Below are 14519 nucleotides of genomic sequence, written 5' to 3'. Positions count from 1 at the left end.
CTGCCAGAACTCACCCCGCCACGGCCGCCAGACCACGACCGCCACGGGCGCCTCGGGCCGCAGATCCATCCGACGGGGAACCCGTCCAACCGCGAACCCATCCAACCGCGGCCAGGCGCGCGGCTCACCCCGCTACGGCCTCCGCGGGCGGGTCCGACCGCCGCCGGCGGCGATCGCGCCACCAGCCTCCGGCGAAGACCGCTACCAGCACCAGCGCCGTCGCCGCGGTCAGGTAGGTGCCGGCCCGGTGGTACGGCGTCCGGTACGACAGCGCCACGGTGTGCACCCCGTCCGGCACCGCGACCGCCACGACGCCGTGGTCGGCCGGCACCAGCGACGCCGGCTTACCGTCGACGGTGACCACCCAGTCGGTCTGCAGAGCGTCCGCCACGACCAAATACCCCGCCCCGGACGCGGACACCCGCGCCGAGATGGTGTCCAAGCCATCGTTCAGCCCCGAGATCGACGCCGTACTCCCGGCCGTCGCCGCCGGCCCGGCCGAGTCCAGCACGACCTGGTTCGCGCCCAGCGACCGGCTGTTCACCAGCGCCACCCGCTTCGTCGCCGACGGCTCCACGACCACCTGATTCGCCCACCGGATCCGCGGCAGCGCGGTCAACCGCTGGTACACGACCGCGTTCCCGGCGTACACGAGCCGCAGCCCGTCGGCACTCGGCCGCACCACGCCGGCCGAGTCGCGCACGACCATCGGCGTCGACGAGTCCTGCGACACGACCGCGGTCAGCACGGTTCCGGCCGGCACGGCCTCGGCCGAGATCGGGATCGTGAACCCGGCGCCGGCCGGCACCCCCGTTTCCACGCCCGACGACGTGCCCGACGTGCCCCGCTCGTCGTCCCCGGTCGCGAACACCTGGCGCGACGCGCGCGCCACCTCCTTGCCCGCCGGGTCACGCAGGCTCACGGTCACGTGCGCGTCGGACGTCGGGTGGAACGCCGTGGTCACGGTCAGCGTCACGCCCCGCACCGGCCCGCTGCCCGGCAGCGCCACCCGCAGCGGCTGGTCACCACCGACCGTCACCGAGCCCGACGAGGCCGGAGCCGGCGTCGCCGAGCCGAACACCGGATCCCACGGCGAGGTCACGAAGTACTTGACGCCCAGCCGGTCGAAGAGTGGCTGCTGCGCGGCCTTCAGTTCCGGCCGGAAGTTGACGTAGGTCGGCGGGTCGCTGAGGTTCCAGTCGGGCATGCCGTCCAGCGCCTCGCCGAAGGCCTTACCGATGAACTGGTGGCCGTTCAGCGCCCGGAGCCGGTAGTACGAGTCCGACCCGACGAACATCGTCCCGGCCGAGGCGTACCGATCGTCGCCGAGGTGCGACTCCAGGAAGCGGTGCACGTCGGTCACCGGGTAGAACGTGCTCTTGTCCGACCGGGGCCAATAGGGCACCGCGAACGTCAGGGCCTGCACCATCACCAGCACCGGGATCAGCAGCGCCGCCGCGCCCACGAACACCCGCGACGACCGCCCCCAGCGCCACAGCACGTACACGGCGGCCGCGGCCAGCACCACGAACAGCGTCGCCCACAGCACCTGCGAGTCGAACCAGCTCACCCGTTCCGACGCTTCAGAACCCTCGTGGGCGATCTCCGCCGCCCGGCGCCCGCGCCAGAGCAGGCCCACCCCGATGAGCCCGGCGCCCGCGAACACCAGCCCCGGCCACACCACGAAGACCCGCGACGGGAGCCGCGACAGAACGCCGGCCGGCTCGGCGTCCGACGAAACCGTACGACGGACGAGCAGGTCGAAGCCGACCGCGGCGAGCACGGCGAGCAGGAAGCACAGGACGCTGCGCATGCGGCCGACGTAGTTGTCGGAGAACAGCACCGGCAGCTTCTGGAGCAGGGCCAACGGCGGGCCACCGGCGTACGAGACGGTCAGCCCGAGGAACAGGGACAGCACGAGGAACGTGAAGCCGCCGCGCGGCAGCCGCGCCACCGCTGCTCGCGGCCGCGCGACCGCGACCAGGATCAGCAGCACCGCGGCCGTGCCCATGTACATGGTCGCTTCGACCAGGTTGGACCCCAGATACCAGTACGGCCCGCGGTAGGGATCGGTCGTGCCGAACGCCCACGGGACGACCGACGTCAGCGCGGTCACCGGCGCCAGGTGGTCGGCGGACGTCTGACCCCGGCCACGGATGTAGACGCCGGACATCGCCGAGACGAACGGCAGCAGCTGCACCGCGGCCAGGGCGACCGCGCCGCCGAGCGCGGCACCAGCGGCCAGAACGACGCCCGCGACCGGTTTCCAGGCCCGCCCGTACGTGGCGAAAACCCGCACCAGGAGGTAGGCACCGGCGAACAGGATCGTGTACCCGGTCACCGCCGGGAACCCACCGAGCAGCATCGCCGCGACCGCCAGGCACAGCAGTGCCCCGTCGCGCGCTCGGCGCGACTCGACCAGCCGCTCGACGCACCAGAACACCGCCGGTATGAATGCCGCGACCCGGGTCTGCGGCCAGTTCGTCCAGGCGATCATGAACGCGCTGCCGACGTAGATCAGCCCGCCGAGCCCGGCCGCCGCCCGTCCGAGCCGGAACCGCCTCAGGAACAGGAACGTGGCACCGGCGGCGACCACGATCTCCAGCAGCTTCACGTATCCGGGCGCCAGTTGCCCGGGCAGGATCAAATAAGGAACCGTCAGCGGGTTGTAGACCGCGTTGTTCGGCGTCGAGCCGAACGCCGAGCCGCCGATCTGGTACGGGTTCCACAGAGCGAGGTGGCCGCCGCGCAACAGCTCACCGAACAGCGTCGAGTTCGGCACCACCGAGTCGACGGTGTCGTTGAGGAACGTGTTGCTGGGCTCGATGCCGGACAGCGACTCCGCGTACGGTGCCTTGTCGACGATCATGTCGGTCGCCGCGAACACCTTCAGACCGAGCAGCGGCGAACCGATGCCGATCAGCGCGTAGCCGATGATCGTCGCGGCCACGACGGCGGTGAGGATCCGCTGCCAGCGCGGCTCGGCGGGGGGCGCGGTTGCCTCAGACGACGGCTCCGGTGCCGGTGTTGCCACGACGGTGTCGGACGTTTGACTCACGCGATTTCTCGACTCTGGAACGCCTACCTCTGGGACGGGCCGAGAGTAACAGTCTCGTGGCAACCTTCCGTGGTTGCCGAAGTCCTCACGGGGAACCGCCCTGTCATGCGCATCGCGGTGACCGGAGCGAGTGGAAATGTCGGAAGTGCTGTTGTTCGGGCGGCTCTGAGATCCGGCACGGAGGTGGTCGGGATCGTCCGGCGGGTCCCGCCGGACCGAGCCGCCCCTCCCGGAACGCGCTGGGTCGCCTGCGACGTCGGTTCGGTTCAGGCGGACGCCACCCTGCGCGCCGCGTTCGCGAACGCCGACGCCGTGGTGCACCTGGCCTGGGCGATCCAGCCGAGCCACGACCGCCGGCGGCTGATCCGCACGAACCTGCTCGGCACCGAAGCCGTGATTTCCGCCGCCGCGGCCGCCGGTGTGCCGCATCTCGTGCACGCGTCCTCGGTCGGCGCCTACTCGGCCGGGCCGAAGGACCGACTGGTCGACGAGTCCTGGGCCACCGGCGGCATCCCGACGTCGTCGTACAGCCGGGACAAGGCCGCGGCGGAGCGCCTGCTCGATGCCGCCGAGCGCCGGGGCGTGCTGTCGACGGTCACCCGGATCAGACCGGCGCTCGTCGTGCAGAAGCGCGCCGCCGCCGAACTGCTGCGCTACTTCCTGCCCGCCCCGGCCCGCCCGCTCGCCCGGCTGCGGCTCCCGGTCCTGCCGCTACCGGACGAGACCGTCACCCAGGTCGTCCACGCGGACGACGTCGCCGACGCCGTGCTGCGCATCCTGGCTTCGCGGGCCGGCGGCGCGTTCAACCTGGCCCCGGCGGCCCCGCTCACCCCGGACGACCTCGCGACGGCGTTCGGCGCCCGGCGGGTGCGGCTTCCGGCCGGAGCGCTCCGGACCGCCGCCGCCGCGACCTGGGTCACCCGGCTGCAACCGGTCGACGTCGGCTGGGTGGACATGCTGCTCGGACATCCGCTGCTGGACAGCGCCCGGGCCCGGGGCGAACTGGGCTGGACGCCGCTGCGTACCGCCGCCCAGGCCCTCGACGACGTGATCGACGGCATCCGCGCCAACGCCGGCGACCGATCCCCGCTGCTCCGCCCCCTGCGGCTCTTCGGCTGACGGCCTAACCCTCAGTCCGAGGCCATCAGGAACACCCGGACCAGCATGAGCAGCGCCACCATCAGCACGACCACGCCGAGGGCGGTGATCACCGCCCACGGCACCCACTTCGGCGCCGGGCCTTTCTCCTGATGAGTGATCGCCGAGGTTCCGCCCTCACCCGGGGGCGTCTCACCGGGCGGCACGCCACCGCCCGGCTCGAGTCCCGGCGTCCGGCTCGGATCAGGTCCCTGCCAACTCATCCGTGCTCCTCCGTCGAAGGGATCACGGACCTACCCGGTCAATCGGAGCCCACACCCAAATCGGGCGTTCGTAGTGTGATCGACCGCCCGGCGGGTAACCGGGGCACTATGTCGGTGATCCGAGCACTGTTTTCCCGCCTGGAGAACGCCCGTCCCCTCGATCCCGTCGCGGAGGCGATCGCGGGAGCCGTCCACTCGACGATCCCGAACGCGCGGATCGCTGATCTTTTGCACGGTCGATGGCTCGGCCATCCCGTTCATCCGATCCTCGTCCAGGTGCCGGTCGGCGCCTGGATCTCGGCCAGCGCCCTCGACTTCACCCCCGGCGGACGCAATGCCTCGCGCCGGTTGATCGCGCTCGGGCTGCTCACCGCACCGGCGGCGATGGCGGCCGGGTTCGCGGACTGGGCCGACCTCGAGCCGGACCAGCGCCGGGTCGGGCTGGTCCACGCTGCCGCGAACACGGTCGGGGTGACCTTGTACGCCGCGTCCTGGTCGGCGCGCAAGAACGGGCACCAGGTCAAAGGTGCCGGGCTCGCGCTGCTCGGGCTGGCCGCGGTCGGCCTCGGTGGCGCGCTGGGCGGCCACCTCGCGTATTCGCAGGCCGGCGGCGTCAATCACGCCGAAGGGGCGATGCGCCGCGCCGGCGACCGCTGGATCGACCTCGGCCCGCTCTCGGACTTCCCGATCGGCGAGCCGGTGCGACGCGAGGTGGGTGACACCACCGTGGTCGTCTACCGGCGGGCGAACGGCGACGGCGTCCACGTCCTGGCGTCGGAGTGCTCGCACGTCGGCGGGCCGTTGCACGAGGGCGGGGTGACCGATGGGCCGGGTGAGCCGCGGATCACCTGTCCCTGGCACGGCTCGGTGTTCCGCCTGGTCGACGGCGAGCCGCTGCGCGGCCCGGCGACCGCCTGCCAGCCGGTGTTCCGGACCGAAATTGCCGCCGGACGCCTGCGCGCCCGGGCGTTCGCGGAAGGAAGCGTGTGGAAGAACGCGGAAGTCTGAACGACGTCACGGTGACGATGTACGAGGACGGGCCGTTACTGATCCGCGGAGACTTCCGTCTCCGCGATCAGGACGGCGGCGAGATCGATCCGGAGCGGGCCACCGTGGCGCTATGCCGGTGTGGCAAGTCCGGGCGCAAGCCGTTCTGCGACGGGACTCACAAGCTCGTGGGGTTCAAGGGCTGACCGCCCGCTCTCCCACCGGGCCAGGATCCAGGACGCGGCCACGTCGTCCAGGAACAGGCCGGCGGCGGCGCCGAACAGTACGTCCGGTGCCGCCGCGGGGTTCTGCTCCACGTACCCACCGCACAGGTCGTGGGCGGCGATCTGCTCGTGCACGGCGTCGGCGGTCACGTGCTCGTCGTAGAAGCGGGTCGCGTTCGCGTCGCCGCCCAGTCGCCGCAGCGCGTTGCCGTACCGCCGGTTCGGGATCGACGAGGTCATCTCGTAGGCCGCCAGGTGGCCCAGCAGCGCACCGAGCCAGCGTCGGTGCAGGCCGAACAGCGACATCAGGTTGTTGGTCGCCAGCGTCGGCGCCGACACCGATCCGAGGTAGGCGCCGTACCCGGTGTCGAGCCCGAGCGACGCCATCGTCGTGCGGAACAGCTCGGCATGCATCCGCTCGAGGCGACCGCCGCCGTACTCGTCGGACTGGATCTCGACCAGCGCCGCTTTCGGCCGGCCGCCGAGCCGCGGAATCCCCCAGCTGTGCGGGTCGGCCTCTTTGAGGTGGTAGATCGAGCGGTGGACGACGAACTCGCGGAACTGCTCGAGCGTCGCCGTGCGCTGCAGGTACCGGCTCATCGACGGCCCGGTGTCCTGGCCGGCCAGCGAAGTCAGCCCCGCGGCCACCGACCGCGCCTCCGGAACGGTCACGGCGGCACGCACACCGTCCAGGAACCGGGTCTCCAGGCCGCCGCGCAGCCGGATCAGCTCCGGGTCCCACTCCAGGTCGGGGTCGACGCCGTCGAAGCCCCGGTAGTGCAGTTCGTAGAGCATCCAGAGCGAAAGTTGCAGATCGTCGTCCAGCCAGGGCTCGGCGACTTCCGCCGGCCCAGTGTCGAGGATCCCGGACGTCGAACCGTCCAGCACTCCGACGAGCGATTCGCTGAGGACACCACGTGGTTCAGGCAGGCGCATGCGAACCGGGATGCCCGTCGCCCTCCGTTCGAAACAGCGGAACGGTGTCGCCTCTGTGCAGCTCACGCACGTCGTTGATGCCCCGCCGGGCCGCCTCGGAGACGAACTCGGCCAGCGGCGATTTGAACGCCCGGTAGTCGTCGAAATGGATCGGGTAGACCGTCGACGGCCGCACCAGCTCGACCAGGTCCGCCCCCTGCTTGCCGTCCATCGTCACCAGGACGCCGAGCACCTTCGTCCCGCCCAGGTGGACGAGTGCGGCGTCGATGCCGTCGAAGCGTTCGGCGATTTCGCCGAGCCACGGCCGGCACAGCGTGTCGCCGCTGAGGTAGAGCCGGAACACCCGGGTCCCGTCCCGCACGAGATCGACGACACTGCCCATCACCGGCGGCAGGAGCCGGTGGACGAGCGCCGGGCCGTGCTGCCCGGGTACGGCGGTGACCCGCAGGACCTCTTTCCCGCGGCGCGACTCCCACGCGGTCCACGGCCGGAGCGCCTCGGCCGCCCGGAAACCCCGTTTGACCAGCCGCCCGGCCGCGTGCGGCGTCGTGACGATCGGCGTCGTGCGCACGAGCCCCCGGGACGCCCGCCGATCGAAGTGATCCCCGTGCAGATGGGAGAGCACCACGGCGTCCAGCGGCGGCAACGACTCGAGCGCGATCGCCGGCTCGGTCAGGCGTCGGGTGACGAGCCCGTAGCCGAGGTATGCGAACTCGCCCCGGTGCAGGAAGTTCGGATCGGTGAGGACAGTGAACCCGCCGAGCCGCAACAGCACGGTGGCGTTACCGACGAACATCAGGCTTCCGAAGGTCATACGCCGCCGGGTAACCCGGCAGCGCGGTCTAAACGTCGCGCAGCGTTGCCCAGACCGTTTTCCCGTCGTCGTCGTTCACGATTCCCCAGCGATCGCTCACCCGGTCGATCAGCGGCAGCCCACGCCCACGGAAGCTGACCATGTCCAGGGGCCGGGCCACCGGCTGGACGGTCGAGCCATCACGGACACGGACAGTGAGCTCTCCCTCGGACAACTCGAGCACGACGGTGGACGACGTACCGGCGTGTTCGACAGCGTTGGAGACCAGCTCGCTGACGACCAGCTGAGCGATCTCGGTCAGATCCGGCGACAGGTTCCAGTCAGCGGCTGCCTGCTGAAGGAACCGCCTTGCCGTCGCCGAAGCGGACGGGTCGGCCGGAACCGTGCAGTCCCGCTTGACCCGTGCCGGTCGGTCATCGACGTGGCGCACACCCGCCTCCATCGCCGGGTAGAAATGGAGCAGGTCGGCGGCGTTCCCGTCGAGCCGCGGTGCGACGCGCATCCCCGCCACGACCACCACCGCCCTCCGGGTCCGCGCAATCTTTCTGTGGCCAGGAGTTACCCACGATCCGCAGCGGGCACACGCCGGGAGGGGACTCCGGCGCTCCGCGCGAGTAACGTCCGTCACAGTCAGCGATCCCGGGGAGACACACCCACGAAGGGGGCCCCTCCATGCCAGGCCGACCGCTCGTCGTCATCGGTGCCTCCGCCGGCGGCGTGGAAAGCCTGCGCGCAGTGGTCCGCGGGTTCCCCCCGGATCTGCCGGCCTCGGTGCTCGTCGTCCTCCACACCTCGCCCGGTGGCACCAGCGTGCTCGGGTCGATTCTCGACCGGTCCGGTCCGCTGCCGGCCACCACGGTCAAGGACGGCGACCACCTCCGGACCGGCCACATCTACGTGGCCCCGCCGGATCACCATCTGACCGTCAGCGACGGTCATTGCGTGCTCTCCCGAGGGCCGCGGGAGAACGGTCACCGCCCGGCCATCGACCCGCTGTTCCGGTCCGCGGTCCGGGTGCACGGCTCTGCGGTCGTCGGCGTCGTCCTCTCCGGCATGCTCGACGACGGCGCCGCCGGTCTCGCCACGATCACCCGCCACTCCGGCGTCGCCGTGGTCCAGGATCCCGACGACGCGCTCTACGACGGGATGCCCCGCGCCGCCCTGGCGGTCTGCGGCAGTGCCACCGTCGCACCGGCCGACAAGATCGGCCCGATCATCGCCCTCCTGGTCGGCGAAGACCCGACCCCCGACGCCGAACCGGCCGATCCGCTGCTGCAGCACGAGACCGCGATCGCGGAGCTGAACATGGACGAACTCAACGATTCCCACCGGCCGGGCATCCCGGCCGGGCTCGGGTGCCCCGATTGCAGTGGAGCCCTGTTCGCGGTGACCGAAGGGCCGATGACCCGCTACCGCTGCCGGGTCGGCCACGCCTGGTCGCCCGACAGCCTGCTCGACCGGCAGAACACCGCGGTGGAGAGTGCGCTCTGGATGGCCCTGCGCACGATGGAGGACAAGGCCGCGCTGCACCGGCGGCTCGCCGAGTCGGCGCTCGACCGGGGCGCCCCGCTCACCGCGGGCAGCAACATCAGCGCGGCCGACGAGCTCAGCGAATCCGCCCGGCTGATCCGCGACCTCCTCGCCCGGGAACCGCCGGGCCAAGGCTGACCCGTTCACCGGTTACCCTGCCTGCACGACCCCGCACTGCCGTCAGTGAGGACTCCTGTGACCGAGGACGACCCTGCCTTCGAGGCGCTACTCGAATTCCTCAAGGAGAGCAGAGGGTTCGACTTCACCGGCTACAAGCGCTCGAGCCTCATGCGCCGGGTCGCCCGCCGGACGCAGGCGTTGAACCTCGAGGGCGGCTGGACCGAGTACCTCCCTACCTCCAGGTACACCAGGACGAGTACACGATCCTGTTCAACACGGTCCTGATCAACGTCACCGGGTTCTTCCGCGACCAGGAGTCCTGGGTCCAGCTGCGCGGCGAGATCATCCCCCAGATGATCAGCGCGAAGAAGCCGTCGGAGACCATCCGCATCTGGTGCGCGGGTTGCGCCACCGGTGAAGAGGCCTACAGCATCGCGATGCTGCTCGCCGACATCCTCGGTCCGGAGGAGTTCCGCGACCGGGTCAAGATCTACGCGACCGACGTCGACGACGAGGCGCTCGCGATCGCCCGGCAGGCGACCTACGGCGAGAAGGAAACCCGGGCCGTCCCGGCGGACCTGCTCGAGCGGTACTTCGAGCGGTCCGGGACCCGGTACGTGTTCGCGAAGGACCTCCGGCGCGGGGTGATCTTCGGCCGCAACGACCTGGTCCAGGATGCGCCGATCAGTCGCGTGGACTTCCTGACCTGCCGCAATACGCTGATGTACCTCAACGCGGAAACGCAGTCCCGGGTGCTGGCCCGATTCAATTTCGCACTGAACGACATCGGCGTACTGTTTCTCGGCAAGGCCGAGATGCTGCTCAGCCACGGGCAGCTGTTCACTCCCCTCGACCTCAAACGGCGGTTTTTCCGGAAGGTTCCGCGTGCTGTACCGGGACTCGGCGTGATTTCCAGCGGCAACAGCGCCCGCAACGCGCTGCGCGAACTCCTCGGTGCCGATCGGCTGCAGACCGAGGCGCTGCTCACTGCGCCGGTGGCGACGATCGTGGTCACCGACGACGGCACGGTCGCCGGGGTCAACCAGCGGGCCGAGGCCCTGTTCGGCATCTCCACCCGCGACCTCGGGTGCCCGTTCCTCGACCTCGACCTGTCCTACCGTCCGGTGGAGCTGCGACCGCACCTCGAGGAGGTGCGGCGCGACCGGCGTCCGGTGTGGATCCGCGATGTCGAGTGGCCCCGGTCGCCCGGCGAGAAGCTCTTCCTCGATCTCCAGGTCGTGCCGCTGATCAGCGCCGACGGCCAGCACGCCGGTGCGGCGGTGTTCGCCAACGACGTCACCCGCTACCGCAAGCTCCAGGACGAACTCGAGTACGCGAACCGTCAGATCGAGACCGCGTACGAGGAACTGCAGTCCACGGTCGAGGAACTGGAGACCACCAACGAGGAGCTCCAGTCCACGGTCGAGGAGCTCGAGACGACCAACGAGGAGCTCCAGTCCGCGAACGAAGAACTGGAGACGATGAACGAGGAGCTCCAGTCGACGAACGACGAGCTCCAGTCGATCAACGACGAACTGCGTGAACGCACCGACCAGCTCAATGACGCCAACGCGTTCCTCGAGTCGATACTGCGCAGCCTGCGCAGCGGCGTCATCGTCGTCGACTCCGACCTGGTCGTGCGGGTCTGGAACCGGCAGTCCGAAGACCTCTGGGGCCTGCGTCCGGAGGAGGCGGTGGGCCAGCACCTGCTCAACCTCGACATCGGCATCTCCACCGACCAGCTCCGGCCGCTCGTGCGGCAGGTGCTCAACGGTGGCGACGAGCCGGAAGAGCTGCTCGTCGACGCGATAAACCGCAAGGGAAGGTCGGTACAGGTCCGGGTCGGAGCCAGCCCGCTGGTGTACCGCGCGGGCCAGACCGCCGGAGCGATCGTCGTGATGGACCAAATCGTCACGTAACGGCCGGTACGCCCTTTAGTGCTGTTTGTCCACCTACCATCCGGCGGATGCCGGACTCCGTACTCACCCTCCAGTCACCGCGAGTACAACGACCACAAAGGACCGAGCGGCTCCGGCTCGCCCATCGGCCGGCGCTGGACGGACTGCGGGCGATCGCGGTCGTCGTCGTGCTGCTGTTCCACGGTGGAGTGTCGTGGCTGCCCGGCGGCTGGCTCGGCGTCGACGCGTTCTTCGTCCTCTCCGGTTACCTGATCACCACGCTGCTGCTCGCCGAGCACGAACGGACCGGCCGGATCCGGCTCGCCGCGTTCTGGGGCCGCCGCGCCCGCCGGCTGCTGCCTGCGCTGCTCGCGATGGTGACCGCGGTGACCGGGTGCGCGCACTGGCTGGTTGCGCCCGAAGAGCAACTACCACTGCGTGGGGACGCTCTGGCCGCGCTGTCGTACGTGGCGAACTGGCGGATGCTGGATCGGGGCGACGGCTACGCAGTGCTCACCGCGTCGCCGTCCCCGCTGCAGCACACCTGGTCACTCGCGCTCGAGGAGCAGTTCTACCTGCTCTGGCCGCTGATCGCCGGGGCGGCGCTGATCCGGTGGCGGGGCCGGGGGCTGCTGCTGGGCACGCTCGCCGCGGCGGCCGCGTCCGCCACGGCCATGGCGCTGCTCCACGTCCCCGGCGCCGAGCCCGATCGGGCCTACTACGGCAGCGACACCCGGGCTTTCGGGCTGCTGGTGGGGTGCGCGCTCGCGCTGGTGCTGAGCGCGCAGCGGTACCGGCCGGTGCACGCGGCTCCCCGGCGGTGGTCACCGTCGGTACTGATCGCGCTCGGCACGCTGGCCGCCGCGCTGCTGCTGCTCGACGACGCCGGTCCGGCGCTGTACCGGGGCGGGCTGGTGGCGGTCGTCCTCGCGGTCGCGGTCGTGATCGGCGCCGCCGAGCGTCGTCCGGACGGGCCGCTCGCCGCCGTGCTCTCGGCCGGGCCGCTGCCGGCGCTCGGCCGCGTCTCGTACGAGCTGTACCTCTGGCACTGGCCGGTGTTCCTGGCCCTGGACGCCGAGCGCACCGGGCTGTCCGGCGTGCCGCTGCTGGCCGCTCGGTGCGCGCTCACCGGGGTTCTCGCGGTGGCGACCTACCGGCTGCTCAGCCGCCCGGTCCGGGCCCGCCGGTGGCCACGGACGCGGCCGGTGCTCGTCACGCTGACCGCGCTGGCGTGCGTCGCCGCGGGTTCGGTGGTGCTGACCACGCCCCAGCAGCCCCGGACGACCGCACCCACCGCCGCTCTGCCGGACGTCCGCAGCGGTGTTCTGCTCAGCCGGCCGGGACGGGTGCCCGGACCGCTGCGGATCACGATCTTCGGCGACTCCGTGGCCAACAGCCTCGCGGTCGGCCTGCCGCGCCTGCGGAACGCAACCGTGACCAACCGATCGCTGATCGGCTGCGGAATCGCCCGGTCCGGACCGGTCCGCAACGCGTCGAAGATCCAGCCGCCCTACGCCCGGTGCCCGCGCTGGGACGCGTACTGGGCCGCGGGTGTCCGCGCCGACCGGCCGGACCTCGCGCTGGTCGTGCTGGCGCGGTGGGAGGTGCTCGACCGGAAGCTCGACGGCCGGTGGCAGCACATCGGCGAGTCGTCGTACGACGCCTACCTGCGCACGGAGCTGGCGACGATGATCCGGGTGCTGACCGCGGACGGCGCCCGGGTCGTGCTGGCCACCGCCCCCTACAACCACCGGTACGAGCGCCGCGACGGCAGCGTGTACCCCGAGGACGAACCGGACCGGATGGACGCCTGGAACCGGATGCTCCGGGAGACCGCCCGGGCCGATCCGACGCGCGTCCGGATCGTCGACCTCGGTACGCGCCTGTGCCCCGGAGGCCGCTACACCGCCGACGTCGACGGAATCCCGCTCCGCAGCGACGGGCTGCACCTGGCCGCGCCCGGGGTCCGCGACTACGTGGCTCCCTGGCTACTACCCGAGCTGACCAGCGCGGCGGACTGAGCGGCGCCGGTGCTCGCGGGGCCGGCGTCGTGGCCGAGGCCGGCCAGGCGGAGCGTGCCGGCCGGCGCGATCCCCAGCCGTTCGGCCGCGAGCAGGAACGCCTCGGCGTAGGGCGAGTGCGCGGTCGAGTCGTGCACCAGCTCCCAGTCGATCTGCTCGCGCAGAGCTCGGGCCAGCGGCAACACCGTGGACAGGTCGCAGTAGTGCTCGGTGAACGCCAGTAGCTTGTTGAGCAGCAGGTCGGTCGCCGCGAGCACCGGCATCCGCACCGCCTCGACCGGCATCTCCTCGGCGCGCTCCAGCATGTCGAGCGTGACCTCGCGCTCGGACGGCCGGAAGATCAGGTCGACCAGGCAGTCGCCGTCGTAGACCTTGACCAGCCAATCCTCCGGCGGAAACTCGGACCGGAGCCCGGCCTCGACGCAGGCCCCCAGCGCCGACCGGACGTCCGACGGGCGGATCAGGAAGTCGACGTCGTGCGTGGACGCCGGCCCGCCTCTCGCGTAGACAGCGAACCCCCCGGCCAGCGCGAACGGCAGTTCCGCCGCCTTGAGTGTGCTCGCCACCCGTTTCATCGTCACGATCAGCGCGTCCGGGTCTCCGCTCATGGCTACCCCTTACCCCGTTGCCGAGCCGGGTACCCCGCCCCTTCGTCCCCGACACGACCGTCCGTCCGTCCGGGATCCGAGTTACCATCTCGATTCGACGAATTCTTTCGGTCGGTCAGGGCATGTCACGACCGGTGGGCGCAGAAGCCGCCCGCAGGATGCGTCGCGAGACGAGGCCATGGATGCTCAGCTGCGAGATCGACCGCACGGCCCCGGTCACCGTGATCCAGGTGGACGGGGTACTGCGGCTCGGCACGGTCGCCCAGGTGCGCGCCGCGCTGCTCAAATGCCTGGCCGAGTGCCCCGACGCGGTGGTCGTCGACCTCTCCCGGATCGAGATCGCCCGCCCGGCCGCGCTGACCGTCTTCGGTGCGGTGAGCCGCCGCGCCGTCGCCTGGCCACCGGTGCCACTGGTTCTCGTCGCCGAGCCACCTTCGGTCCGGACCGCGCTCGAGCCCGTGGGCCGCATCTGGCAGATCCCGGTGCACGACTCGGTCGAGGCCGCGCTGGACGCCGCCCCGTTCGGGCTCCCCGTCCACCGGCGCCTCGAGAAGCGGCTCCGGCCCGGGACGATGGCACTTTCGCAGACCCGCGCGATGGTCTCGGAGGCGTGCACGAACTGGGGACTCGGAGACTTCACGTTGCCCGCCGAGCTCATCATGTCGGAGCTCGCCAGCAACGCGGTCCAGCACGCGGGCACCGATCTGACCGTCGCGGTGGTGTTGCGCCGCGGGCTGCTGCACCTCACGGTGGCCGACGGAAACCCCACGCCGCCGCACGCTCCGGACGCGTTCCCGCCGGTCGGCGCGCTGAGCGGCCGTGGGCTGATGCTCGTGCAGGAGTTCGCGACGGCGTGGGGCCACCTGCCGATCGACGAGGGCAAGGTCGTCTGGGCAACACTGCGCGTGAGCGGCTGAATACCCCCCAGCTCACGCATAGATACGCGCCATCCGGGGACCAAC

At 71.2% G+C, this 14519-nt stretch carries 14 protein-coding genes; 8 read left to right on the top strand and 6 right to left on the bottom strand.

What is annotated here, in order from left to right; all coding sequences use genetic code 11:
• Positions 1-124 precede the first annotated feature (124 nt).
• Positions 125-3058 (bottom strand): hypothetical protein, encoded by a 2934-nt coding sequence (locus ACIBZJ_RS23295; RefSeq protein ID WP_395932834.1) that lies wholly within the window; start codon positions 3056-3058, stop codon positions 125-127.
• Positions 3059-3163: 105 nt separating this feature from the next.
• Here ACIBZJ_RS23295 and ACIBZJ_RS23290 point away from each other — a divergent pair, with 105 nt between their 5' ends.
• A complete protein-coding gene (locus ACIBZJ_RS23290) occupies positions 3164-4177 on the top strand; it encodes an NAD-dependent epimerase/dehydratase family protein (RefSeq protein WP_395932832.1) in 1014 nt (337 codons plus the stop codon).
• Positions 4178-4188: 11 nt separating this feature from the next.
• Here ACIBZJ_RS23290 and ACIBZJ_RS23285 read toward each other — a convergent pair whose 3' ends face one another.
• Entirely contained in the window at positions 4189-4419 is a 231-nt protein-coding gene (locus tag ACIBZJ_RS23285; protein ID WP_395932830.1) for a DUF6480 family protein, read from the bottom strand.
• Positions 4420-4527: 108 nt separating this feature from the next.
• Here ACIBZJ_RS23285 and ACIBZJ_RS23280 point away from each other — a divergent pair, with 108 nt between their 5' ends.
• Positions 4528-5427, top strand: coding sequence for a Rieske 2Fe-2S domain-containing protein (locus ACIBZJ_RS23280; protein ID WP_395932828.1), 900 nt, complete (start codon positions 4528-4530; stop codon positions 5425-5427).
• 17 nt (positions 5428-5444) lie between these two features.
• Positions 5445-5612: a CDGSH iron-sulfur domain-containing protein gene (locus ACIBZJ_RS23275; protein ID WP_395933244.1), complete on the top strand. Its 168-nt coding sequence runs from the start codon at positions 5445-5447 to the stop codon at positions 5610-5612.
• Here ACIBZJ_RS23275 and ACIBZJ_RS23270 read toward each other — a convergent pair.
• Genes ACIBZJ_RS23270 through ACIBZJ_RS23260 form a run of 3 tightly spaced genes read right to left on the bottom strand, consistent with a single transcriptional unit; the run spans position 5538 to position 7882 of the window.
• The gene (locus ACIBZJ_RS23270; protein ID WP_395932826.1) at positions 5538-6566 is read right to left on the bottom strand and encodes an iron-containing redox enzyme family protein; all 1029 of its coding nucleotides are present in this window, start codon (positions 6564-6566) and stop codon (positions 5538-5540) included. The two genes, ACIBZJ_RS23275 and ACIBZJ_RS23270, sit on opposite strands and share 75 nt — an antisense overlap.
• Positions 6553-7380, bottom strand: a complete 828-nt coding sequence (locus ACIBZJ_RS23265) for an MBL fold metallo-hydrolase (protein ID WP_395932824.1) — start codon at positions 7378-7380, stop codon at positions 6553-6555. Before ACIBZJ_RS23265 ends, ACIBZJ_RS23270 begins: the two co-directional genes overlap by 14 nt.
• 28 nt (positions 7381-7408) lie before the next feature.
• Positions 7409-7882, bottom strand: a complete 474-nt coding sequence (locus tag ACIBZJ_RS23260) for an ATP-binding protein (protein ID WP_395932822.1) — start codon at positions 7880-7882, stop codon at positions 7409-7411.
• A 170-nt stretch (positions 7883-8052) separates the two neighbouring features.
• Here ACIBZJ_RS23260 and ACIBZJ_RS23255 point away from each other — a divergent pair, with 170 nt between their 5' ends.
• Genes ACIBZJ_RS23255 through ACIBZJ_RS23240 form a run of 4 tightly spaced genes read left to right on the top strand, consistent with a single transcriptional unit; the run spans position 8053 to position 12949 of the window.
• Positions 8053-9048, top strand: a complete 996-nt coding sequence (locus ACIBZJ_RS23255) for a chemotaxis protein CheB (protein ID WP_395932820.1) — start codon at positions 8053-8055, stop codon at positions 9046-9048.
• Between the two features lie 57 nt (positions 9049-9105).
• Positions 9106-9315 carry a hypothetical protein gene (locus ACIBZJ_RS23250; RefSeq protein WP_395933243.1) on the top strand — a complete coding sequence of 70 codons (210 nt, stop codon included), beginning with the start codon at positions 9106-9108 and terminating at the stop codon, positions 9313-9315.
• Positions 9246-10949, top strand: a complete 1704-nt coding sequence (locus ACIBZJ_RS23245) for a CheR family methyltransferase (RefSeq protein ID WP_395933241.1) — start codon at positions 9246-9248, stop codon at positions 10947-10949. The genes ACIBZJ_RS23250 and ACIBZJ_RS23245 overlap by 70 nt, the downstream gene beginning before the upstream one ends.
• A gap of 47 nt (positions 10950-10996) precedes the next feature.
• A complete protein-coding gene (locus ACIBZJ_RS23240; protein ID WP_395932818.1) occupies positions 10997-12949 on the top strand; it encodes an acyltransferase family protein in 1953 nt (650 codons plus the stop codon).
• On the opposite strand, the gene ACIBZJ_RS23235 is transcribed toward ACIBZJ_RS23240, so the two are convergent.
• Complete coding sequence (locus ACIBZJ_RS23235) at positions 12901-13557, bottom strand: hypothetical protein (protein ID WP_395932816.1); 657 nt, start codon at positions 13555-13557, stop codon at positions 12901-12903. The two genes, ACIBZJ_RS23240 and ACIBZJ_RS23235, sit on opposite strands and share 49 nt — an antisense overlap.
• 182 nt (positions 13558-13739) lie before the next feature.
• On the opposite strand from ACIBZJ_RS23235, the gene ACIBZJ_RS23230 reads away from it, so the two are divergent.
• A complete protein-coding gene (locus ACIBZJ_RS23230) occupies positions 13740-14474 on the top strand; it encodes an ATP-binding protein (protein ID WP_395932814.1) in 735 nt (244 codons plus the stop codon).
• Positions 14475-14519: the final 45 nt, after the last annotated feature.

The sequence above is a fragment of the Cryptosporangium sp. NPDC051539 genome, from assembly GCF_044454545.1.
Lineage (GTDB): Bacteria > Actinomycetota > Actinomycetes > Mycobacteriales > Cryptosporangiaceae > Cryptosporangium.
Note: the sequence above shows the minus strand (reverse complement) of the source record. Positions and strands in the feature narration are given on the sequence as shown.